Below are 22,555 nucleotides of genomic sequence, written 5' to 3' on the forward strand. Positions count from 1 at the left end.
GGCGGCGTGAGAGACCGGTGGGACATTTGCGGCCGGCCCGTCCGCCTCGGCGGGCGTCACGGGTGCCGGGACGGCTCCTGCTCGTTGCGGGATTTCGTCTGACGTTTGCAGGGCGCTTGCCCCTGCGGGCCACGCGGCGGGCCGGTTGCCTATTCCAGGCGGTTCCAATAAACTAACGCGCTCATCCCTGCGTGACTGGCGATAGAACCAAACAGGTTCAAGGTGGAGCGTCCCACCGTGAAGCGCAGGGTGCCGTTTTGCCGTTCGCCTGGGCAGCCGTGATCCGCGCGCAGTCAATTGCGCCGCCGGTGGCTGTCCTGCCTCGCGTGTGCGGCTTATCTTCATCCGCCACGTCAGGGCTGGCACAGCCGCCAGCAGCGCCGCGTACCCACTACGCTTTCTGCACGAAATTCGGCGCACGATCCGGTCAACCTGAAAACACTCAACGGAACCCGTATGTTTGACAGAGCCCAAAGCACCATCGCCAACGTCGATCCTGAACTCTGGAAAGCGATCGAGCAGGAAAACCGCCGTCAGGAAGACCACATCGAACTGATCGCGTCGGAAAACTACACGAGCCCGGCTGTCATGGCCGCGCAAGGCTCGCAGCTCACCAACAAGTACGCGGAAGGTTATCCGGGTAAGCGCTACTACGGCGGCTGCGAATACGTGGACATCGTCGAGCAGCTCGCTATCGACCGCGTCAAGGAACTGTTCGGCGCTGAAGCTGCGAACGTGCAGCCGAATTCCGGATCGCAGGCGAACCAGGGCGTGTTCTTCGCCATGCTCAAGCCGGGCGACACGATCATGGGCATGAGCCTCGCGCACGGCGGCCACCTCACGCACGGCTCGCCGGTCAACATGTCGGGCAAGTGGTTCAACGTCGTCAGCTATGGTTTGAACGAAGCGGAAGACATCGACTACGACGCGGCTGAGAAGCTCGCTCAGGAACACAAGCCGAAGCTGATCGTGGCCGGCGCCTCGGCCTTCGCGCTGCGCATCGACTTCGAGCGTCTGTCGAAGATCGCCAAATCGGTTGGCGCGTACCTGATGGTCGACATGGCGCACTACGCCGGTCTGATCGCCGCGGGTGTCTACCCGAACCCGGTGCCGCATTCGGACTTCGTCACCACCACGACTCACAAGAGCCTGCGCGGCCCGCGCGGCGGCGTGATCCTGATGAAGGCCGAGTTTGAAAAGGCGATCAACTCGGCAATCTTCCCGGGCATCCAGGGTGGTCCGCTGATGCACGTGATTGCCGGCAAGGCCGTTGCGTTCAAGGAAGCGCTGTCGCCGGAGTTCAAGGAATACCAGCAGAAGGTCGTGGACAACGCCCGGGTGCTGGCCGAAACGCTCGTGAAGCGCGGTCTGCGCATCGTCTCGGGCCGTACGGAAAGCCACGTCATGCTGGTCGACCTGCGTGCGAAGCACATCACGGGCAAGGCAGCGGAAGCGGCGCTCGGCGCGGCGCATATTACCGTCAACAAGAACGCAATTCCGAACGATCCGGAAAAGCCGTTCGTGACGAGCGGTATCCGTCTCGGTTCTCCTGCCATGACCACGCGTGGTTTTGGCGTGAAGGAAGCGGAGCAGGTGGGTAACCTGATCGCTGATCTGCTGGACAACCCGGAAGACGCGGCGACGATCGAACGCGTTCGCACGCAGGTCGCCGAGTTGACCAAGCGCTTCCCGGTCTACAAGTAAGCGATGCGCTGCCCCTTCTGCCGGCATGACGATACGCAGGTCGTGGACTCGCGCGTATCCGAGGACGGCGCCGCGATTCGCCGGCGCCGCCGCTGCCCGGCCTGCGACAAACGTTTTACGACGTATGAGCGGGTCGAGCTGGCGTTGCCCTCGGTCGTCAAGAAGGATGGCAGCCGCACCGAATTCGATCGCCGCAAGATCGTCGCGAGCATGCAACTGGCGCTGCGCAAGCGCCCGGTTGCGGCGGACGCGGTCGACGCGGCTGTCGCCCGCATTGAATACCAACTGCTGGGTAGTGGCGAGCGCGAAGTGCGCAGCGAGCGTCTTGGCGAACTCGTGATGAACGAGTTGCGTGCGCTCGACACGATTGCCTACGTGCGCTTTGCTTCTGTCTACCGGCGTTTCGAGGACGTGTCTGAATTCGAAGACGTCATCGAAGAGTTTCGCCGCGCGGCGACGCCCCCCAAGCCTACCCGCAAGCGCTGATTGTTCGCGCAATAGCATCTTTATTCTCCCTATAGCCGTCATACCGACATTGTTGCGGGTGACATTGCTCGTCCGCTACCTGGCCGTTCGGCAGATTGTCGACGCACTCCTGCTTGCGTAAATTGATCGCATTCTTTTGAAGTTGAGGAATGCAGATGATGCAGGATGCAGATTTACCGCGCGTGGCCCGCGGTTTTACGTTGATCGAAACATTGGTCGTGGTTGCCGTGCTGGCAGTCATCGCGGTTATGACGACACCGTCGTTCGTTGCGTGGCATACGCGAGACCAGGTCGATGCGCGTGCGCGAGCCCTCCTTTCGACGTTGTCATACGCGCGCAGCGAAGCCGTCAGGCGCGGTGTGCGTGTGACTGTGTGCCGGGTCGACGCGGCGCGGCACTGTCTTGCCTCCGGGCAAGCTTGCCGCACCGGATTGGCCGACTGGTCATGCGGATGGGCAGTGATGGTCGAGCGCACTGGAACGCCATCGGTGTTACGTGCGCAGGCCGAACTGGCTGCGGTGAGTATTGCCGGGACCGAGACGAATCTCACGTTCACGCCGCCCTCCGGTCAGTTGATCGGCAGCTTCCGTAGCTTCGACATCGCACCGCACGCCCCTTCGCGGGCGACACAAGGGCAGTCGTGGCGGCGCTGCATCCGTATCGCTGCGGGTGGACGGCCGCGCATCGTCGACGGCGCATGCGGAGCAACGTCATGATCGCTGCACAAGCCAGATGGTCGCGCGGCGCATCGCTGATCGAGGTCATGCTTGCGGTTGCGCTGACAGCAGTCACGGCCCTCGGCCTGATTGCGACGCAGTTATGGATTGCGCGAGACACACGTGCTGCCGCACTGCGGGAACGCGCCGCGCTTCTGTCGGACGCCTTGGCGGAGGCGGCACGCGCACCGGCAGGTGGCGACACCGCCTTGCGACAGTGGAGCGATCGCGCTGCGAGTTTGCTGCCTAAGGGCGACGCGTCGATCAGCGAGCATGGCCAGGGAGTCTCGTTCGCGCGCGTCATATGGTCGGCTGTGGCCAAGACGCCCGCATCGGTGCGGGTGATAGACAAGCCCGATTCGTGCGGCGATCTGCCGGTTGCCGCTGGACTGTCGTGTTCTGCCGTGGCGTTCGTCAAATGAAACTACGTGCCATTTTTCCGCGCGGCCATACGCTCGTCGAAGTGACGATTGCCCTGGCGCTGGGGCTCGTCGTGACCGCTGGCGCCGTTTCGCTGTATCGCTCGCAACGGGCAGCGTTCGGCGGAGCCGGTGACGCGCTACAGATGCGCGAAGCGGGTCTGGCAGCGCTTACGGTGATCGGCCAGCAGCTCCAGATGACCGGGTTCATTCCCGTTGACGCACCTTTGCCGCAACTCCGACCGACTCTGTTCGGATGTTCGTCTGCGAGGCCCACGGGCGCCGACGACAACCCCACGTGCGAAGCGCTGGCCAGTCGGTCGGACGGCATTGCGATTCGGTATGTCGGCGATAACGTTTCGACGTGGCCGTCGTCGACCGGGCAGTCGACCGATTGTCTCGGCCAGGCGGTGAGCATCGGCGACGCGGTATTCGGTGCGGGACGTGTGTTGATCGTCAATCGGTTCTATGCGAAGCAAAGCGGCTCGACGAGCGAATTTGAGCTGTATTGCGACGGCAACGGCAAATCCGGCTCGGCGCAGCCGCTGGTGGAGGGCGTCGAGCGGCTACGGATCCGGTATTGGCTTGCGGGCGCACAAAGCGCGCTGGATGCGTCTGCGATCGCAACAGCGCAATGGGCGAACGTCGTTGCGGTAGACCTCTGCGTGCTGGTGCGCGGTGCACCGCAGGGCCGGCGCGTGCGTTACGTCGATTGCGATGGTGCGAGTGTCATCGGAACGGACATGCGCGCGCGGCAGGCCTTCTGGCGGCGTGTGGCGCTTCGGAACAACGAAGGCGACACGTTATGACGACCTGCCAGTCAAACGACCCGGCGTCGGTGGAGCGGCCGCTGGCGCAAGCGTCGCTGCGCTTTCCCGGCCTACGCCGTGCCTCGCATATGCCCGATCACGGCGCGTCCACCCAACGCGTGCGCGGCGCAGCCTTGCCAATCGTCCTGTTGATCTCATCGATGATGCTGGTGACGTCGGCCGCCTCGTTCGAAGCCTCATTGGCGGCGTCGCGCTCCACGAACAACCTTCGGGAGACCTTGCAAGCCTTCCACGCCGCCGATTCGGCGCTTACCTTATGCGCCCGGGCGGTTCTGTCGGGCGCGGCATCCGTCGTCGGTGGAATCGCAATCGCCGCCGAGCCAACCGGATGGAAGCTCGAGCCGACCTTCTCCGCCGGAGCTTTTACACCAATTGCACAGTGGCCCGGCTCAGCCGCTCCCCCGCAATGCCTGGTGGAAGCCTGGCAACTGGCAACGCGTCCCGAGGCAAAGGCGTATCTGCTAACCGCACGGGGATTCGGCCGCACCCAGGAGACGCAGACGTGGCTGCAACTGGAACTGGTCGTGGACGGCGAGAAGATCGAGCGGCACTGGCGGCGGGTCGCCGCACGCCCGTTTTAGAGAAGTAACGGTATGAATGAGCACTATTCACATGCGAACTCGAAAGCGCATCCTTCGGCCTTCAGGGCCGCCAGAGCTTTCACGCTGCTCGAACTAATCATTGCGCTCGCAATCGCCGCAATACTGGTGGTCTACGCTGTGCCGTCGTATCGCGGACATGTCGCCCGTTCGCATCGGGTCGACGCAGCATCGGCGCTTTATCGGGCCGCGCAGTTTATCGAAGCCGGCGCCCCCGGCGAGGTGAGTCCGCTGCCGGCCGGTCTGGATCAGGCGCCGCCTTTCGGGACAGCGGTCTACCGCTTGCGCACGCTTCCAGCAGACGAAACAAACGGTGGCTACGCGGTGGAGGCTAACCCCACAGAGACAGGGCCGATGAGCGACGACCCGTGCGGGAGTTTCATACTCGATGCAACCGGCTCACGGGCCAATCGCACAGCAGAGGGGGTGGTAACGGCAGACTCAGACGTCTGCTGGAATACGGGATAAGTCCATCGTCCTGAAGGTCCGCCATCCGGATCCAGCCAGTCACGAGCCGCCCGCGCCCGCCAGACGCCAGACTCAATCCGCACGCTCGCCCACGACATCGCCCGTCGTCCGGCGCGACTCGTTCTTCATCTGTTGCCAGATGCGATACGCTTCCCACGCCGCCAGCCCAAGACTGCCCCACTTGAGCACCGGCTTCGCGCTCGCCACGACCGTTGCCCGCAACGGCTTGGCAAGCAGCATCGAAGCAATCGAGCTGATCAGCGGATATTCCTTCAGCAGCGAGCCAATCCCCGCGCTGGCGGTCCGGGCTTTACCCCAGCGCATGCCGGCAAAGCCCGGCACGATGAACTTGAGCCAACTGAAGTGCGTCACCGCCTGACGCAAGTCGACCGTGGCCTGCGCGAGTTCCATGCGCTCGACGTCCGCGCGTACCAGCAGCAGTTCCTTGCGCAACGCGCGCAGATGCGGCGCGCTCAGATCGCGGGCGGCCGGGCGTTTGCTGCGAAAGGCGGTATCGGGGTGGCTGGGGCTCATGATGTCTGGCAGCAGGGGTGGTCGGGAAGGCCAACGGCGTTGGCGCGCCGTCGCCGGGCCTGGATCAGGATGTCACGGTTTGCGAAATATCTCGCGGTCCTTTTCGAACTCGGCGAGCGTGGCTTCGAACACCAACGGTGCATTGTGCAAACCGCTGCGCGCCTTTAGTGCACAGGCGATCGCCGCGATTGCATAGACCGCTGTAATGCCGGCCAGCGCCTGCCACCGGTAAGTGTCCCAAAAGGCGATCGCAATCAGCGCCGTCAGCGCGATCAATGCCATGGTGGCGAGCATCATGGCGGCGAGTCCGAGAAACAGCACGCCGAGCAGGCGGTCTTTTTCCTCGGCGAGTTCGATGCCGATCAGTTCGAGCCGCGTCTGCAAAATCGCAAACACGGAACTGAGGATGCGGCGCAATGGACTGTGCTCCACGCGCTGCGATTGATTGTCGATCGTCATGGCTTGAGCGCGTTGCCTGAGATGCGTGAGATGCGCCAGAAGAAGCGGACCGGCCATGGCTGCGCCGGTCAACCTGATTCAGCGGCATGCCGGCAAAATCGCCCGGCAGTACCGACTGTTTTTACTTGCGGTTGATCAGCAGGCCGACCAGAACACCAACGCCCGCGGCGATGCCGATCGAAGCCCAAGGATGCTCGTGCACGTAGTCATCCGTTGCACGGGCAGCCTTCTTGCCTTTTTCGACCACCACGACCTGCACGTCAGCGGCCTTTTCCTTGGCCTGTTTCAGGCGCGTCAGCGCCGTTTCACGCAGTTCGGAAGCGCGTTCGCCGGTGGCGCTCGCGGCCTGTTTCAGCAGGTCTTCAGCGTCCGCGAGGACGGTTTTGATATCCGACATCAATCTCTCCTTGTTGACTTCCGACATTTACAGCTCCCATCTTGGTATGTCATGCGTGAATCGTAACCAAAGAAACGTCAGGTGGCGAGCGCAGCAGGCATATGCCGACTAACGCACGAACCATTCCCGGTTGATCCGCGGGCCGTCGAGCACGATTTTTTTGCTTCGTGCGCGCGCATGGCTAGCCTCAGATCATGATGGAGTTGATCTGTCCCGCAAAGTTTCCTCTATTCCACCGGAAATTACAAAAACTCATAAAGTTGTGACGCGATGTTCGTTCGTGGTGTACGCGCGCTCCCGTATGCTCTAAATTTGCGGAGTACCGCAGGCGCAAGCCTGAACGGACCGTCCAAACAAACTAAGGAGCATGCATCATGAGTCTACGTCTTGGCGACATCGCACCGGACTTCGAACAGGAATCGAGCCTGGGCCGTATCAAGTTCCACGAATGGCTGGGCGATAGCTGGGGCGTGCTGTTTTCCCACCCGGCAGACTTCACGCCTGTTTGCACCACCGAGCTTGGGTTGACGGCAAAGCTTGCCAGCGAATTTGAAAAACGCAATGTAAAGACCATCGCGCTCTCCGTCGACAACGCGGAATCGCACAAGGAATGGATCAAGGACATTAACGAGACGCAGGCCGCAAGCGTCGGCTTTCCGATTCTTGCCGATGGCGACCGCAAGGTCTCCGAGCTGTACGACATGATCCATCCGAACGCAAACGAGACGCTCACGGTCCGTTCGCTTTTCGTGATCGATCCGAAGAAGAAGGTGCGTCTGATCATTACGTACCCGGCCAGCACCGGCCGTAACTTTGACGAAGTGCTGCGCGTGATCGACTCGTTGCAGCTTACCGACAGCCATCAGGTGGCGACGCCGGGTAACTGGAAGCAGGGCGATGACGTCGTGATCGTGCCGTCGCTGAAGGACGAGGAAGTGATTAAACAGAAATTCCCGAAGGGCTACAAGGCACTACGTCCGTATCTGCGTTTGACGCCGCAGCCGAACAAGCAAGTCGCGTAAGTTCTACGGCAATGTAAAAGGCCAACCGCTTGCGGTTGGCCTTTTACGTTTGGAGATCAACTGGGCTGAACTCGCCTCTCCGCCGCAAGACGGTCAGAAGAACGCCTGTATCCCCGTCTGCGCGCGACCGAGAATCAACGCATGGATGTCATGCGTACCTTCGTAGGTATTTACAACTTCGAGGTTCACCAGATGCCGTGCGATACCGAATTCATCGGAGATACCGTTGCCGCCCAGCATGTCGCGGGCGAGCCGCGCGATCTCAAGCGATTTGCCGCATGAGTTGCGCTTCATGATGGAGGTGATTTCGACCGCCGCGGTCCCTTCGTCCTTCATACGACCGAGGCGCAGCACGCCTTGCAGCCCGAGTGTAATTTCGGTCTGCATGTCGGCGAGCTTCTTCTGGATCAACTGGTTAGCGGCGAGCGGCCGGCCGAACTGCTTGCGGTCCAGCACATATTGGCGCGCGGTATGCCAGCAGGCTTCGGCAGCACCGAGCGCACCCCAGGCAATGCCGTAGCGCGCCGAGTTCAGGCAAGTAAACGGACCCTTGAGGCCGCTCACCTTCGGCAGCATGTTTTCTTCCGGCACAAACACTTCGTCCATGACGATCTCGCCGGTGATCGAGGCGCGCAAGCCCACCTTGCTGTGAATCGTCGGCGCGGACAGGCCTTTCCAACCTTTCTCCAGAATGAAGCCGCGAATCGCGTCCTTGCCGTTCTCTTCGAGTTTGGCCCACACGACGAACACGTCCGCGATCGGCGAGTTGGTGATCCACATCTTTGCGCCAGAGAGTGAGAAGCCGCCGTCGACCTTCTTCGCCCGCGTGACCATGCTGCCCGGATCGGAGCCGTGATTCGGTTCGGTCAAGCCAAAACAGCCGATCCACTCGCCGGTGGCGAGCTTCGGCAGGTACCTGGCCTTCTGCGCATCCGAGCCGAATTCGTAGATGGGCACCATCACCAGCGACGACTGCACCGACATCATCGAGCGGTAGCCGGAATCGACGCGCTCCACTTCACGCGCGATCAGCCCGTAGCTCACGTAGTTGAGGCCTGGGCCGCCGTATTCCTCGGGAATGGTCGGTCCCAGCAGCCCGAGTTCGCCCATTTCACGGAAGATTTCGATGTCGGTCTTCTCATGCCGGAACGCTTCCAGCACGCGCGGCTTCAGCCGGTCTTGCGCATAGGCTGCGGCGGCTTCGCGCACCATGCGTTCTTCTTCGGTGAGCTGCTGATCGAGCAACAGCGGGTCTTCCCAGTGAAACTGCGCGGCGTCGGCCATGATGCGTATCTCCTGAATCGAATCTTGAGTGACTTGAAACGCTTGACTTGAGTTCCGCTATGCGAAACAATGTTTTGCAAATGAGCCCTGAGTGTATCATCCACTGATGCCTGCATCTACTCCCCTCGATCCCCTGGACGAGCGCAAATTTGTCGTCGCACTCGCTCGCGGCCTTGACCTCCTGCGCGCGTTCCGGCCCGGCGAGACAATGCTCGGCAACCGAGATTTCGTCGAACGCACGGGCTTGCCGAAGGCCACCGTCAATCGTCTGGCTTACACGCTGACGGTGCTGGGCTATCTGCGTCTCGACGAGACGTTAGGCAAATATGCGCTCGACGCCGGGGTGCTGTCACTTGGCTTCGCGCTGCTGTCGGGTACCGACACGCTCGAACTTGCCCGGCCGCACATGCGCACGTTCGCTCGCGAGGTGGGGGCAGCGGTGTCGCTGGGATGTCGCGACGGCCTCGACATGATCTATCTGGAAACGATCCGCAGCGAGACAGCGCTCACGCTTGGCCTTGCGTCCGGGTCGAAGCTGTCGATGCTGACCAGTTCGATGGGGCGCGCGTATCTCGCGGTCCAACCGCTCGATATGCGCACGGCTTTGCTGGCGGAGTTGAAGAATGCGGCCGGCGAGGAGGGCGCCGCGCTGGTGGCGGATGCGGAGAAGGAGATTGAAGCGTTCTCCCGTGAACGCTGCTGCTACTCGTTTCGCGACTGGCACGACGATGTCAATGCGGTTGCGGTGCCGTTTCGCGAGCCGCGCGAGGGTCGCTGGATGGTGCTGAGTTGCAGCGGGCCGGCTTCGTCGATGGGGGAAGAGGTGTTTCGCGAGACGGTCGGGCCGCGTCTGAAGGCGCTGGCGCGCCGGCTGGGAGACACGGGCTGATGAGGCATCGCGGCATCGCCGCATGAAGTGTCATGTCATGACATCGCGAAAGGCGCTTCCTTCGCCTCGTACCAAGGCCTCGCAGCAGGAGGACACGTTCCGCCGAACCTCAAACCGCCCCATCATGACTGTGCACTGCAAACAGCGGTCCCTGCACGAAGCGCACGTCATACTGTTGCAGCAGATCGAACTGAGCTTCGGTTGCCACCCGGTTGAAGATCAACGGTATCCGCAGCCGGTTCGCATAACCCACTAGCGGCTTCACCATCGCATCGCGCAACGCGAGGCCCGCATCCATCTTGATGAAGTCGAGCCGCGCCATGTCGGACACAGAGAGAATCTGACCGGCATTCGGCAGATTGCCCGCCACCTTGAACCCATACCGCTGATAACTCTTCGTCAGATAGCCGAGGAAGGTGCGGTGCGCGACCGCTGCCGCCGGCAACTCGATGACAATCCGCGATGGATTAAGCCCAAACGAAACCAGCACCGTCGAGAAGTGCCGGCCGTGGTCGTACTTCACGCTCTTCAGCAGACGTTCGTGGACGCGCAGAAACAGCAGCCCGTGGCGTTGCGCGCCGAAGAAATTGATCGCGTGCAGCGCGCGCGACATGCGATCCAGTGTGACCAGTTGCGGGTCATCTTCGATCCGGTCGAAAGGGGCGAGCGGGTCGAAGGGCTCGCCGTCGAGCCTCCGCGTGACGGCCTGGAATCCGAGTTCGTCGCCGAACCGGTCCACGCTCTCCGGCGCGGAAGAGAGCGACTGGGCCAGCGCGTGCACGCTGATATCGAAGATCGGCTCATAGGCGCTTGCGAGTTCGAGCCCGTCGAAATGAGCGACCGCGGTGTCGTGATGGATGCCCTCGCCCAGCGCCAGATACTCGCCGAGAAACGGATGTTCGGCGGCACGTGCGACGAGTTGGGGGACAGTCTGCGGAATCATGAGTGGTTGTGGTGGCGCATCGTTGGCGCGTCGAAGCGCGGCCCTGGGCCGCATCTATTGATGGTAGCAGTCCGCACAACGGCGTCATGAACTAATTGCTGATAACCATATGGGGTTCGTATGGAAATTCAGGGTTAACGTTAATTTCACTATTCGTAATTCGTTTTACCATTCGTAAATTGCGGGATAGCCGCGATGGTGAAGCCATGTGCGCCCGAGATTGCGGAGCCGTACGCGCCACTAAACAGTCCGATGCAGTCAGGACGAGGAGACGACTCGATGAACGCCCAACCAGGGTCTGCCAACGTAATCGAAGTGGAGCGCGTGCTCGGCGAAACGCATCACCCGGCATTTCAGTTGATGTTGCTCGTGTTGTGCGGCTTGTGTCTCGTGATCGACGGTTTTGACGCGCAGGCGATGGGCTATGTGGCGCCGAGCGTGATTGGCGAATGGCACGTGTCGAAGGCGGCGCTCGGCCCGGTGTTCAGTGCGAGCCTGTTCGGGATGCTGCTAGGGGCGCTAGCGCTGTCGGTGCTGGCTGACCGCATTGGAAGGCGGCCAGTGCTGATTGGCGCGACGCTGTTCTTCGCATTGGCGATGCTGGCGACACCACTCGTGACGACGATCCCCGCCTTGCTTGCGCTGCGCTTCGTCACGGGCCTCGGGCTCGGCTGCATCATGCCGAACGCGATGGCGCTGGTCGGCGAATTCTCGAGCACCGCGCACCGCGTCAAACGGATGATGCTGGTGTCGTGTGGCTTCACGCTTGGCGCGGCGCTGGGCGGCTTCATCAGCGCGGCGTTGATCCCGACGTACGGCTGGCGTGCGGTGTTCTGGGTAGGCGGCACGGTGCCGTTGCTGCTTGCCTTCGCGATGCTGGCGGCGTTGCCGGAATCGCTGCAATTTCTGGTGCTCAAGGGCCGTCACGAACGCGCCCTGCGCTGGCTCAGCCGGTTCGATCCGAGTCTGCCCATCGGCGCTGACACGCGCCTCGTCGTGCGCGAAAAGGCCGCGAGCGGCGCGCCCGTTGCGGAACTGTTTCGCGCCGGCCGCACGCCGGTGACGCTGATCCTGTGGGCCATCAGCTTCATGAACCTGATCGATCTGTACTTCCTGTCGAACTGGTTGCCTACCGTCATGCACGAGGCCGGCTATACGCCTGCCACAGCGGTGATCGTCGGGACCGTGCTGCAGACCGGGGGCGTGGTGGGGACGCTACTGCTCGGCTGGTTTATCGAACGCTTTGGCTTTGTACGCGTGCTGTTCGTCTGTTTTGTCGCTGCCACTTTGACGGTCGGCATGATCGGCATGGTCGCTCATGCGCTGCCGTGGCTGCTGGTCGTGGTGTTCGCCGGCGGCTTCTGCGTGCTCGGCGGCCAGCCTGCCGTCAATGCGCTCGCCGGGCATTTCTACCCGACCTCGTTACGCTCGACGGGCATCGGCTGGAGTCTGGGCATCGGACGAATCGGCTCGGTGATCGGGCCGCTCGTCGGCGGTCAACTGATTGCGCTTAACTGGTCCAACGCTGCGCTGTTTCATGCGGCCGCCGTGCCGGTGCTGTGCTCGGCGTTACTGGTAATTGCCTTGGCCGGTGCGACGCGGCAACGCGATGGCGCAGCGGCGCAAGCGTTCTAAAGACAAGCCGAAGAGGGCATCAACGTGGCCTGATAAAGGCAAGTGCGATCTGGAAGCGGTCTAAAAGCGGCTTGCGGCTTGCCACAGGCCGGAGTTTTAACGGAGAACCTGCATGAACAACCCCACATACAAGCCTTCGAACGTGACTCTCGGCGGTCACGCGAGCGGGCACGCCGGCCAGCGGGTCGACCACAGCGCGCGCCCTGACATCGTGCCGGGCTATCAATCGGGCTTTGCCAACGAGTTCGCCACCGAAGCGCTGCCGGGAGCGTTACCGCAAGGCCGCAATTCGCCGCAGCGGGCGCCCTACGGTTTGTACGCCGAGCAACTGTCGGGCACGGCCTTTACCGCGCCTCGTAGCCACAACCGTCGCTCGTGGCTGTACCGGATCCGTCCGGCGGCGGTGCATCAGCCCTTTACCGCGCTGCCTTCGCACCGTCTGGTCGCGAACTTCCACGACGTGCCGCCGACCCCGCCCAACCAGTTGCGCTGGGATCCGCTGCCAATGCCTGCCGAGCCGACCGATTTCACCGACGGCTGGGTGACGATGGCCGGCAACGGCTCGGCCGAAGCGATGAGCGGCTGCGCGATTCATCTGTATGCGGCCAACCGTTCGATGCAGGACCGCTTCTTCTATAGCGCCGACGGCGAGCTGCTGATCGTGCCGCAGGAAGGGCGTCTGCACATCGCAACGGAGCTGGGGCTGATCGACGTCGAACCATTCGAGATCGCTGTAATCCCGCGTGGTGTGCGCTTTGCTGTTTCGCTGCCGGACGGCACAGCGCGCGGCTATATCTGCGAGAACTTCGGCGCCTTGTTGCGTCTGCCGGACCTGGGGCCGATCGGTTCGAACGGTCTCGCCAACCCGCGCGACTTTCTCACACCGCAAGCGGCATATGAAGATCGCGAAGGCGCCTTCGAACTGGTGGCGAAGCTCAACGGCAACCTGTGGCGTGCGGACATCGGCCACTCGCCGCTCGACGTGCTCGCGTGGCACGGCAACTACGCGCCGTACAAATACGATCTGCGCCGCTTCAACACGATCGGCTCGATCAGCTTCGATCATCCCGATCCGTCGATCTTCCTCGTGCTGCATTCACCGAGCGATACGCCCGGCGTCGACACGATCGACTTCGTGATTTTTCCGCCCCGCTGGCTCGCTGCGGAAGATACCTTCCGCCCGCCCTGGTTCCACCGCAATGTGGCGAGCGAATTCATGGGGCTGGTGCACGGCGTCTATGACGCAAAGGCCGAGGGCTTTGTGCCGGGCGGCGCGAGTCTGCACAACTGCATGTCGGGTCATGGTCCGGATGCGGATACCTTCGAGAAGGCCTCGCATAGCGACACCTCGAAGCCGCATAGGGTTGGCGACACGATGGCCTTCATGTTCGAAACCCGCACGCTGATCAAGCCGACTCGTTTCGCGCTGGAAACGGCGCAACTGCAGGCGCATTACTACGAGTGCTGGCAAGGTCTCAAGAAACACTTCAACCCGGAGCAGCGATGAACGTATCGAGCGATCTTCAGGCGACGCTCGATGCGTCGCGCAAAAGCTGGATCGAAGCAGCGAACGAGCCCGCGTGCGACTTCCCGATCCAGAATCTGCCGTTTGGGATTTTCAGCGACGCGCACGAGGGTGCGCCGCGCGCGGGTGTGGCGATCGGCGACACGATCGTCGACCTGGCGGTGCTGCAAGCGGCCGGTTTGCTGCGTCTGCCGGGTGCGGCAGCAGGTCAGGACGTTTTCTCTCGCGACACGCTCAACGATTTCATTGCCCTCGGCCGCGACGCGTGGCGCAGCGTGCGGATCCAGTTGAGCAGTCTGCTCGCCCGCGAGACCGCTACGCTGCGCGACGACGCTGCCTTGCGCGAACGAGCGCTGGTGCCGCAGGCCGACGCCACGCTGCATCTGCCGGTACAGATTCCTGGCTACACGGATTTCTACTCGTCGAAGGAGCATGCGACCAACGTCGGTTCGATGTTCCGTGATCCTAAGAATGCGTTGCTGCCGAACTGGTCGGAAATGCCGATCGGCTACAACGGGCGCGCTTCATCGGTGGTGGTGAGCGGTACGCCGGTACGGCGTCCGAACGGTCAGCTCAAGCTGCCCGACCAGGAGCGCCCGGTATTCGGTGCGTGCCGCAAGCTGGATATCGAACTGGAAACCGGCTTTATCGTCGGTCGCGGCAATGCGCTTGGCGAGCCGATTGCGTGTGCCGAAGCGGAGGACCACATCTTCGGCATGGTGCTGCTCAACGACTGGAGCGCACGCGACATCCAGCAATGGGAATACGTGCCCCTCGGACCGTTCAACGCCAAGACTTTCGCCACGACCATTTCGCCATGGATCGTCACGCTCGACGCGCTCGAGCCGTTCCGCGTTTCACAACCGATGCAGGAACCTCAACCGCTGGAGTATCTGCGGCATGACGGTGCGCACGCGTTCGATATTGCGCTCGAAGTCACGCTACGTCCTCAGCAGGCGCAACAGGCGACCACCATCTCCCGTACCAATTTCCGTCACATGTACTGGACGATGGCGCAGCAGTTGGCGCACCACACTGTATCCGGCTGCAACGCGCGGGTGGGCGACCTGATGGGCTCGGGTACGATCAGCGGACCAGCCGAAGACGCGTATGGCAGCCTGCTGGAGCTGACGTGGAACGGCAAGAATCCACTAGAGCTGAAGGAAGGCGGCAGCCGTGCGTTCATCGAGGACGGCGACGAACTGACGCTCGCCGGATGGTGCCAGGGCGATGGTTACCGGGTGGGCTTCGGCAAGTGTGTCGGGGAAATTCTGCCGGCACACACGCACGAGTAGAAGCAGGAAACGCGCTGCGGGTTAACCGGCCACCGCAGCAGGCGGAGTACGCCGCTCCAGCGAAGCCGACCACAGCGTCAACCCGAGCGCGCCGACCGCAGCGGCGACGCCTACCCACGGCAGCGTGGTCAATGGCGCGCCCGCGCCAATCGCCATGCCGCCGAGCCATGCGCCGGTGGCATTGCCCAGATTGAAGGCACCCTGATTCAGCGTGGAAGCGAGGTTCGGCGCATGACTCGCACGATCGACAATCAGCATCTGCAGCGGCGGCACGATCGCAAAGGCAAGCACACCCCACATGAAGATCGTGGCCATCGCGGGCACGGCCGAGTGCATCGTGCCGGCGAAGATCGTCAGGATCACTACGATGGCGAGCAGGAACGCCACCAGCGAAGGCATCAGGCGCCAGTCGGCGAGCTTGCCGCCGAGCGTGCTGCCCACCGTCAGCCCGAGGCCAAACAACAGCAGCACCAGTGTGACGGCATGCGGCGTCAAACCGGTGACGTCTTCGAGGATCGGCGTGATGTAGGTGAAGGTGGAAAAGAGGCTTGTCGAGGCCAGCACGCTGATGCCAAGCACCATCACCACTTGAGGGTTTTTCAACACGCTGAACTCGCGCAGAAGGCTCGCCTTCTGCATCTCGATCTTTGCGGGCAGGCACACGGCCAACGCTGCGGCGGCCAGCATGCCGATGACGGTTACAGCCCAGAACGTGGCCCGCCAGCCGACGGCCTGACCTAGCGCGGTGCCAAGCGGCACGCCGAGCACGTTGGCGAGCGTAAGACCGGTGAACATCAGGGCGATCGCCTGGGCCCGCCGGTTCGGCGCCACCAGGCCGGCTGCGACCACCGAGCCGATCCCGAAGAAGGCGCCATGGCAAAACGCCGTCACGATGCGCGCGACCATCAGGACACCGTAGTTGGGCGCCATGGCACATAGCAGGTTGCCGACGATGAACACGCCGATCAGGCTCATCAGGGCCTTTTTGCGCGGCATATTGGCGACCGCGATGGCGACGATCGGGGCGCCGATCGTCACGCCGAGCGCATAGGCCGACACCAGCATGCCGGCTGCGGGGATCGAGACGGCGAGGTCGCGTGCCACGTCGGGCAGCAAGCCCATGATGACGAATTCCGTGGTACCGATTCCAAACGCGGCAACAGCAAGGGCGAGCAGAGGCAAAGGCATGATGTGGAGATCGGTACGAAGGCTGCGCATTCCACGCATTGCCGGCGCGCGTTTTCGAAGTGAGAGCGCGAGCGCAGACAGGGCAAACAAGTAAGGGATTGTACCTAAGCCAAAACGGCGTAGGTGGGGCGCGATCAAGTTGTTGTTTTTCGTTGAAGGCGTTGCCCCGCAGGGCTGCCGGCGAGGTTAGCCGCCGCCGGGTTCGAGTGCGTCGCCATGTCGTCCGGCGCCCTCGGCAAAGCGCAGCGCGCCCGCTACTCCCTCTGCGAATACCGCTTGATATCCTCCCTCGCCCTCGCGGCGGAAGGCCTCGGACAGATCGTCGAGGGTGCTGTTTTCGAGGGCCGAGCAACGGTCCGCCAACAATGCGGCCTGGGGAAGTGTCGCCAGTTCCGCGGCAAGCTTTTCGGCAGCGGTGCGCGCGGTGCCGGTTGCCACTACCCGATTCGCGAGCCCGAACGCCAGCGCTTCCTGCGACCCGACTGCGCGCCCCGTCAGGATCAGATCCAGCGCGCGCGACAAGCCAATCAGCCGCGGCAGCCGGATCGTGCCACCGTCGATCAGCGGAATGCCGACCCGTCTGCAGAAGACGCCCAGCACCGCATCCTCTTCGACCACCCGCAGGTCGCACATGGCCGCGAGTTCGAGGCCGCCAGCGACGGCGTACCCGGCAATCGCAGCGATCACGGGCTTGGTGAATACCATGCGGGTCGGACCCATCGGCCCGGGACCGCTGCCGTCGGCGTGCAGTTCGTTGCGACGGGTCTCGTCGCCGAGCGCGGTGAGGTCGGCGCCCGCGCAGAAGGTGCCGCCCGCGCCGAACAGGACCGCCGCCCGCCACGCCGACTCGGCTTCGAAACGCTCGAACGCCGCTCGCAACGCGTCCGCAGTCGGACGGTCCACCGCGTTGCGGCGCGCGGGCCGCTCGAGCACGATCGTGGCAACCGCATCGTTTGCTTCGATCCGCACGTGGTCGCCGAAGTGTTCTGAAGTCATCGCCGTCTCCACTGTTATTTGTCTTCGCCAAATACGCCATATACGCCACATGCTGACTGATTAATGCAGGGCGTTGTCACATATACTTCACAGGGCACCCGTAGCGTAAGCGCTTTTTTAGCGTGCCGCGTGCTGGTGCACCGGCCCATTGAGTCTGCACCTGTTATTGTCCATGTCATCACCCACGCCGACTCTCGAATCCTCCATGGCGGAACCCATCTGGATCGTTCCGCTGTCTGAACATGCGTGGTACGACCACGTCCGTCTCAAGCGTGTGTTCGTCGCCGACGGCACCCGTCATCAGGTGGTGCTCGTCGATGCGCGCAAGCTGCTCGAATGCGCCGATCGCGACAATACCGACTACGTGCTGAAACCCGTCAACGAATGGCATACCGGTAAGGTGCGTGGCATTCGCGAGTTTCTGGATCCCGCCAATCCGCGCATTCCGCAGATGCCATATGTGACCATCTCGAAGCGCCGCGCGCCGGGCCTGATGGGTTGGCTCGGACTGGAACACGAGGGAGTGGTGGCGTTCCGCAATGGCCAGCATCGCGCGCGCTATCTGGCCGAAGCGGGCGCACGCTGGTTTCCGGTAGAAGTTCACGAGCGTGAAGTCGCGTTGCTGCGTGAAGTATGCGGCGCCGCGGACGACGCGCGCACGGCGGTTCGCACTGCGATGGATGGGCGAGGGCGCTAGCCGCGCGCCTGCACCATGTTGCGCGGCGTACCGGCGAGCCATGCGGCCACGTTGCCGAGTGTCGTCTGCGCGATCTCGTTCATCGCCTCGCGGGTGAAGAACGCCTGGTGAGCCGTGACGATCACGTTCGGGAACATCAGGAGGCGCGCCAGCACGTCGTCCTGCAGTGGCCGGTTGGAATGGTCCTCGAAGAACAGGCCACCTTCTTCCTCGTAGACGTCGAGCCCCAGGTTGCCGAGCTGGCCGCTCTTGAGCGCGCCGACCAGCGCATTGCTTTCAACGAGGCCGCCCCGGCCCGTGTTGATCAGCATCGAGCCGCGCTTCATTTTGGCCAGCGCGCTATCGTCGATCAGATGGTAAGTGTCTGGCACCAGCGGACAGTGCAGGCTGACGACATCGCCTTCGGCAAGCAGCGTATCGAGTGGCACGTAGCGCGCGCCAAGCGCCAGCAGATCCTCTGCGGGCGTGCCGGGGTCGTATGCGAGGATCTGCATGCCGAAGCCGGCCATGATGCGCCCGAACACCCGGCCGATCATGCCGGTGCCGACCACGCCGACCGTCTTGCCATGCAGGTCGAAACCGAGCAACCCATGCAGCGAAAAGTCGCCTTCGCGGGTTCGCGCTGCGGCGCGCGGCAGGCGCCTGTTGAGGGCGAGAATCAGCCCCACCGCGTGTTCGGCGACGGCATACGGCGAATAGGCCGGTACGCGCACCACGGTGATGCCCAGGCGTTCAGCCGCAGCCAGGTCGACGTGATTGAAGCCCGCCGAGCGCAGTGCGATCAGGCGCGTGCCGCCGGCATGCAGCCGCTCCAGAACCGCTGCGTCGGCACAGTCGTTGACGAACGGGCAGACCACCTCGAAGCCGTCTGCCAGCACGGCGGTTTCCGCGTCGAGATGCGACTCCTGAAAGTGCAGATCGTAGCCATGCGCGGTGTTCGCTTCGCGAAATGTCTCGCTGTCGTACTGACGGCTACTGAACAGGATCATGCGCATGGGAGCCTCCACCGACGGGATGCCGATAGTTTAAGCCCCCCGCGGCGCATGCAGACCGGTGCGCATTTCTTTCGCCATGGGTGGTGGCGTCTGTGCTGGCGGTTCCGGCATGGATACGCCATTCGTGTCCGGCATGCGTGAGGCGTCGACGGCGGCGTCCGCAATACCTGCGACGTCTGCGGCGTCGGATGGGTCCCACGGGCCTGCCGCCACACGGCTGAAATGTTGGAGCGTATGCTCCACGAACGAGCGTGTCCTCGCCGGCAGGAACTGCCGGTTCGGATACACGATCGACACCTTGAGGTCGGGATCGTCCACGCGATGATCCGCCATGATTCGCTTCAAGGTACCGGCGGCGAGATCGTCGGCCACCATCTGCCATGGCAGGATCGCAATGCCCATACCGGCCAGCACCCCAAGCCGCACCATCTGCGCGTTGTTGACGGAATACACCGGTTGAAGTGTGATCTCTTCGGTGCGATGCGAAGGCCCACTGAAATGCCAGGTGATGCTGCCTTGCTCCGATGGCAGCGCGACAAACGCTTGCAATGCCAGTTGTTCGGGCAGTTGCGGCTCGCCGTGCTCGGCGAGATACGCAGGCGCCGCGCAGACCACCAGCGAATGCGTGCCGATTGGCCGTTCGACCAGATCGTGGCTTGGTGCCGTGAAGCCGGTGACGATACCGACGTCGTACCCATCTTCAATCAGGTCGACGCGCCGGTCGGTCAGCGTGAGCCGCACCTTGATCTTCGGATACAGCCTGCGAAAGCTGTCGAGCAAGGGTGTCAGCGAAAGCAGCGAGAGCGCACCGGAAGCGACGAGGCGCAACGTACCGCCAGGCTCGGCCTGGGTATCGCCCAATGCGGTTTCCAGACGGTCCAGTTCTTCCAGCAGCCCACGGCATCCTTCGAGGTATCGCGTGCCGGCCTCGGTCAGGGCGACATTGCGGGTGGTCCGATTGATGAGCCGGGTTTTCAGATGAGCTTCGAGCGTGGCGATGGCGCGCGTGACCAGCGCGTTCGACACCTCGAGTTGCTGGGCGGCGCGGCGAAAGCTCTCAGTCTCGGCCACCCTGACGAAAACGCGCATTGCATGAATCTGGTTCATTGAAAACCGCCCTCGTGTATTTGTTGGAAGGCCACGTTATGAGCCACGTAGCGGCATGCGGGCCAACTCGGAATCGCCCGGGATCCTGGTCTTGCGTCTTCTGTTGAAAATAATATTGACTATTTCAAAAAATTACAATATTTATTGATAAGGCATGCTGAATTTGGAAGTGTGTACATTCCGCCACCTGTCTGTAATGAATTAGGGATTGGCGGAATTATTCTGAATTAGTCAAACAATTCGACGGTGCAATCATGCCCATAACCTTTGCATAAGGTGTTGGGCCACTTCACGAGGCAATCGATGCGTGTCGTCAATATGAGCTTTACTGCACGTCTTCACCGCGCTGCCGCATGACGGCGTTAAACGTCTTCATGGCCCGTCACGAAGGTGCAATAAAACCTGAATCGAATGGTGGATGTTGCGCCCCTTTGATGTAGTAGCTCGTCCTGGCTCAAAAATATCCCGAAATGGGCTTTTGAGAATTTCAAGGCTATTTTTTCTCATAAATATTCTGAATTCACCGTAAAGAGACGAACCGGAACATGATCGGCGAATTGCTCAGGTCGCAACCGGAAATCGCGTTGTTCGCGAGCCTTGCGCTCGGATATTTCATTGGCTCATTCAAGATCGGACCCATTCAGCTTGGCGGTGTCTGCGGTACGTTGATCGTGGCGCTACTGTTGGGTCAAACCGGCGCCCGCCTCGCGCCCGATCTGAAAAATATCGCTTTTGCATTGTTCATCTTCGCGCTGGGCTTCACCGGCGGTCCGCAGTTTTTCGCCAACATCGGACGTGGCTGGCGCTATGGACTGCTGTCGATAGTCGAAATCGTTTCCGTGCTGATCCTCATCATGGTCGCGGTGTTCGCGCTGCGTCTCGATGCGGGTACCGCCGCCGGGTTGCTGGCCGGCGCTGCCACGGAGTCGGCAGTGATCGGCACGGCTTCCGAGGCGATCTCCAAACTTGGTCTTGCCGACGCCGAAACGGCGCGTCTGCAAGCCAACATCGTGACCGCCTATAGCGTCAGCTACCTGTTTGGCCTGATCACAGTCGTGCTGTTTACAAGCCAGTTTGCGCCGCTGCTGCTGCGCGTCAATTTGCGCGAAGAAGCGGAACGCGTGTGGCACAAGCTCGGCGGTGACGGTGCGCTAGACGAAGGACAACGGATGGGTGCGCCTGCTTTGGTGGGGCGGGCGTTTCGCGTCGGTCCCGCAGCGGGATTGTCGATCGGGGTGCTCGAACAGCGTTACGGTTCCAATCTGACAGTCGAACAGGTCGACCGGAACGGCGCGAGTGTGGCCATCGCCCCTGGTGTGCTGCTGGCAGCCGACGATCTCGTGCTGGTGGCCGGCCGCCGCGAGGCGCTGGTCGCGGCGGCTGCGGCAATCGGCACGGAGGTCGCCGATGCGCGCTTTGGCGCGCTGCCGGTCGAGCGGGTGGACGTGGTGTTGACGCGGCGCGAGGTGCACGGTCAAAGCGTTGCCCAACTGCGCGAACAGGCGGGACCGGAGCAAGGGCGAGGCGTCTACATCGCCGCGGTAACACGTCTCGAAACGCGGATTCCTGCCTTACCCGGTACCGAACTAAACCGCGGCGACGTGCTGACCCTGGTTGGCGCGAAGGCGGATGTGGCGCGCGGTGCGCGTCAGCTCGGCTATGTGCTGCCGCCTACCCAGAAAACGGATTTCGTCTATCTCGGACTGGGCGTGCTGGCTGGCATGGCGATCGGACATCTGGGCGGCCGGATCGGCGGTGTTTCGGTTGCATTGGGTACAGGAGGCGGCTGCCTGCTGTCCGGTTTGCTGTTCGGCTGGATCCGCTCGCGCTATCCGCTGATCGGCTCGTTGCCGTCCGCCGCCGCGCAGATCCTGAAGGACTTCGGTCTTGCCACGTTTATCGCTGCAGTCGGTCTTTCAGCTGGGCCGGATGCGATCAAGCTGGTTCGCGAATACGGCGTCGCGTTGCCGTTCGTCGGGATCCTGATGGTGCTGATTCCTGGGCTGCTGTCGCTGTGGATCGGTCGCATGTTTCTCAAACTGGATGCCCCCATGTTGCTCGGTGCGATTGCCGGGCAGCAGTGCAGCACGCCGGCCATCAGCGCGCTGGTCGGCGTCACCGGTAATTCGACGCCGGTGATCGGCTACACGATCACCTACGCACTTTCCAACATTCTGCTGCCGTTGATGGGGCCGGTGGTCGTCGGCCTTGCGGGCAAGTTCGGATAACCACAGTGACAGCAATCGCAGCACAGACGCCGCGCGTCGAACTGATGCCGCGCGGTGCACGAAAGCGCATCGCACGAATGCGCGGTGTATGACGCGCGGGGCAGGTTTGGCGCATGGCTAGCGCAATCAAGGGCGCAGA

Annotated in this window: 23 protein-coding genes and 1 riboswitch; of the genes, 14 read left to right on the forward strand and 9 right to left on the reverse strand. The window is 62.6% G+C overall.

What is annotated here, in order from left to right:
* Nucleotides 1-181: 181 nt before the first annotated feature.
* Nucleotides 182-281: riboswitch (ZMP/ZTP riboswitch) on the forward strand.
* A gap of 175 nt (nucleotides 282-456) precedes the next feature.
* The 7 genes from glyA to P3T17_RS33560 all read left to right on the forward strand — a co-directional run bounded on the left by glyA (nucleotide 457) and on the right by P3T17_RS33560 (nucleotide 5,222).
* Nucleotides 457-1,704 carry a serine hydroxymethyltransferase gene (gene glyA, locus P3T17_RS33530; RefSeq protein ID WP_074265787.1) on the forward strand — a complete coding sequence of 416 codons (1,248 nt, stop codon included), beginning with the start codon at nucleotides 457-459 and terminating at the stop codon, nucleotides 1,702-1,704.
* Between the two features lie 3 nt (nucleotides 1,705-1,707).
* Nucleotides 1,708-2,190: a transcriptional regulator NrdR gene (gene nrdR, locus P3T17_RS33535; protein WP_074265786.1), complete on the forward strand. Its 483-nt coding sequence runs from the start codon at nucleotides 1,708-1,710 to the stop codon at nucleotides 2,188-2,190.
* Nucleotides 2,191-2,339: 149 nt separating this feature from the next.
* On the forward strand, nucleotides 2,340-2,906 hold the full coding sequence (locus tag P3T17_RS33540; protein ID WP_429411152.1) for a GspH/FimT family pseudopilin: 567 nt from the start codon (nucleotides 2,340-2,342) through the stop codon (nucleotides 2,904-2,906).
* Nucleotides 2,903-3,328, forward strand: coding sequence for a type IV pilus modification PilV family protein (locus P3T17_RS33545; RefSeq protein WP_429411154.1), 426 nt, complete (start codon nucleotides 2,903-2,905; stop codon nucleotides 3,326-3,328). Before P3T17_RS33540 ends, P3T17_RS33545 begins: the two co-directional genes overlap by 4 nt.
* On the forward strand, nucleotides 3,325-4,134 hold the full coding sequence (locus tag P3T17_RS33550) for a PilW family protein (protein ID WP_429411156.1): 810 nt from the start codon (nucleotides 3,325-3,327) through the stop codon (nucleotides 4,132-4,134). Before P3T17_RS33545 ends, P3T17_RS33550 begins: the two co-directional genes overlap by 4 nt.
* Nucleotides 4,131-4,736, forward strand: coding sequence for a pilus assembly PilX family protein (locus P3T17_RS33555; protein WP_429411159.1), 606 nt, complete (start codon nucleotides 4,131-4,133; stop codon nucleotides 4,734-4,736). The genes P3T17_RS33550 and P3T17_RS33555 overlap by 4 nt, the downstream gene beginning before the upstream one ends.
* Before the next feature lie 12 nt (nucleotides 4,737-4,748).
* The gene (locus P3T17_RS33560; protein ID WP_429411161.1) at nucleotides 4,749-5,222 is read left to right on the forward strand and encodes a type IV pilin protein; all 474 of its coding nucleotides are present in this window, start codon (nucleotides 4,749-4,751) and stop codon (nucleotides 5,220-5,222) included.
* Between the two features lie 72 nt (nucleotides 5,223-5,294).
* Here P3T17_RS33560 and P3T17_RS33565 read toward each other — a convergent pair whose 3' ends face one another.
* From P3T17_RS33565 to P3T17_RS33575, 3 genes are all read right to left on the reverse strand, one after another.
* Nucleotides 5,295-5,756, reverse strand: coding sequence for a DUF3318 domain-containing protein (locus P3T17_RS33565; protein WP_429411163.1), 462 nt, complete (start codon nucleotides 5,754-5,756; stop codon nucleotides 5,295-5,297).
* Between the two features lie 72 nt (nucleotides 5,757-5,828).
* The gene (locus tag P3T17_RS33570; protein WP_429286676.1) at nucleotides 5,829-6,215 is read right to left on the reverse strand and encodes a phage holin family protein; all 387 of its coding nucleotides are present in this window, start codon (nucleotides 6,213-6,215) and stop codon (nucleotides 5,829-5,831) included.
* Nucleotides 6,216-6,336: 121 nt separating this feature from the next.
* A complete protein-coding gene (locus P3T17_RS33575) occupies nucleotides 6,337-6,639 on the reverse strand; it encodes a DUF883 family protein (RefSeq protein ID WP_008919742.1) in 303 nt (100 codons plus the stop codon).
* Between the two features lie 347 nt (nucleotides 6,640-6,986).
* Here P3T17_RS33575 and P3T17_RS33580 point away from each other — a divergent pair, with 347 nt between their 5' ends.
* Nucleotides 6,987-7,634, forward strand: a complete 648-nt coding sequence (locus tag P3T17_RS33580) for a peroxiredoxin (RefSeq protein WP_429411165.1) — start codon at nucleotides 6,987-6,989, stop codon at nucleotides 7,632-7,634.
* Nucleotides 7,635-7,727: 93 nt separating this feature from the next.
* Here the strand turns inward: P3T17_RS33580 and P3T17_RS33585 are convergent, their stop codons facing one another.
* The gene (locus P3T17_RS33585) at nucleotides 7,728-8,918 is read right to left on the reverse strand and encodes an acyl-CoA dehydrogenase (protein WP_429411167.1); all 1,191 of its coding nucleotides are present in this window, start codon (nucleotides 8,916-8,918) and stop codon (nucleotides 7,728-7,730) included.
* 103 nt (nucleotides 8,919-9,021) lie between these two features.
* Here P3T17_RS33585 and P3T17_RS33590 point away from each other — a divergent pair, with 103 nt between their 5' ends.
* The gene (locus tag P3T17_RS33590; RefSeq protein WP_174567536.1) at nucleotides 9,022-9,807 is read left to right on the forward strand and encodes an IclR family transcriptional regulator; all 786 of its coding nucleotides are present in this window, start codon (nucleotides 9,022-9,024) and stop codon (nucleotides 9,805-9,807) included.
* Between the two features lie 109 nt (nucleotides 9,808-9,916).
* Here the strand turns inward: P3T17_RS33590 and P3T17_RS33595 are convergent, their stop codons facing one another.
* The gene (locus P3T17_RS33595; RefSeq protein WP_429286533.1) at nucleotides 9,917-10,750 is read right to left on the reverse strand and encodes an EAL domain-containing protein; all 834 of its coding nucleotides are present in this window, start codon (nucleotides 10,748-10,750) and stop codon (nucleotides 9,917-9,919) included.
* Between the two features lie 279 nt (nucleotides 10,751-11,029).
* Between P3T17_RS33595 and P3T17_RS33600 the strand changes: the two genes are divergently transcribed.
* From P3T17_RS33600 to fahA, 3 genes are all read left to right on the forward strand, one after another.
* A complete protein-coding gene (locus tag P3T17_RS33600) occupies nucleotides 11,030-12,385 on the forward strand; it encodes an MFS transporter (protein WP_429411170.1) in 1,356 nt (451 codons plus the stop codon).
* A 112-nt stretch (nucleotides 12,386-12,497) separates the two neighbouring features.
* Nucleotides 12,498-13,892, forward strand: coding sequence for a homogentisate 1,2-dioxygenase (hmgA, locus tag P3T17_RS33605; protein WP_429411172.1), 1,395 nt, complete (start codon nucleotides 12,498-12,500; stop codon nucleotides 13,890-13,892).
* The gene (gene fahA, locus P3T17_RS33610; protein ID WP_429411174.1) at nucleotides 13,889-15,205 is read left to right on the forward strand and encodes a fumarylacetoacetase; all 1,317 of its coding nucleotides are present in this window, start codon (nucleotides 13,889-13,891) and stop codon (nucleotides 15,203-15,205) included. The genes hmgA and fahA overlap by 4 nt, the downstream gene beginning before the upstream one ends.
* 21 nt (nucleotides 15,206-15,226) lie before the next feature.
* On the opposite strand, the gene P3T17_RS33615 is transcribed toward fahA, so the two are convergent.
* Both P3T17_RS33615 and P3T17_RS33620 read right to left on the reverse strand, forming a co-directional pair.
* Nucleotides 15,227-16,393, reverse strand: a complete 1,167-nt coding sequence (locus tag P3T17_RS33615) for an MFS transporter (RefSeq protein WP_429286529.1) — start codon at nucleotides 16,391-16,393, stop codon at nucleotides 15,227-15,229.
* 186 nt (nucleotides 16,394-16,579) lie between these two features.
* Nucleotides 16,580-17,389 (reverse strand): crotonase/enoyl-CoA hydratase family protein, encoded by an 810-nt coding sequence (locus P3T17_RS33620; RefSeq protein ID WP_429411176.1) that lies wholly within the window; start codon nucleotides 17,387-17,389, stop codon nucleotides 16,580-16,582.
* 205 nt (nucleotides 17,390-17,594) lie between these two features.
* On the opposite strand from P3T17_RS33620, the gene P3T17_RS33625 reads away from it, so the two are divergent.
* A complete protein-coding gene (locus tag P3T17_RS33625; RefSeq protein ID WP_367946958.1) occupies nucleotides 17,595-18,086 on the forward strand; it encodes a plasmid fertility inhibition factor family protein in 492 nt (163 codons plus the stop codon).
* Here the strand turns inward: P3T17_RS33625 and P3T17_RS33630 are convergent.
* Together P3T17_RS33630 and P3T17_RS33635 are read right to left on the reverse strand one after the other, a co-directional pair.
* The gene (locus tag P3T17_RS33630; RefSeq protein WP_429411178.1) at nucleotides 18,083-19,081 is read right to left on the reverse strand and encodes a 2-hydroxyacid dehydrogenase; all 999 of its coding nucleotides are present in this window, start codon (nucleotides 19,079-19,081) and stop codon (nucleotides 18,083-18,085) included. The two genes, P3T17_RS33625 and P3T17_RS33630, sit on opposite strands and share 4 nt — an antisense overlap.
* A 30-nt stretch (nucleotides 19,082-19,111) precedes the next feature.
* On the reverse strand, nucleotides 19,112-20,188 hold the full coding sequence (locus P3T17_RS33635; protein WP_074265773.1) for a LysR family transcriptional regulator: 1,077 nt from the start codon (nucleotides 20,186-20,188) through the stop codon (nucleotides 19,112-19,114).
* A gap of 545 nt (nucleotides 20,189-20,733) precedes the next feature.
* Here P3T17_RS33635 and aspT point away from each other — a divergent pair.
* The gene (gene aspT, locus P3T17_RS33640) at nucleotides 20,734-22,416 is read left to right on the forward strand and encodes an aspartate-alanine antiporter (protein WP_429411181.1); all 1,683 of its coding nucleotides are present in this window, start codon (nucleotides 20,734-20,736) and stop codon (nucleotides 22,414-22,416) included.
* The last annotated feature ends 139 nt before the right edge of the window (nucleotides 22,417-22,555 follow it).

It is taken from the genome of Paraburkholderia sp. GAS82 (assembly GCF_050436285.1).
GTDB lineage: Bacteria > Pseudomonadota > Gammaproteobacteria > Burkholderiales > Burkholderiaceae > Paraburkholderia > Paraburkholderia phenazinium_B.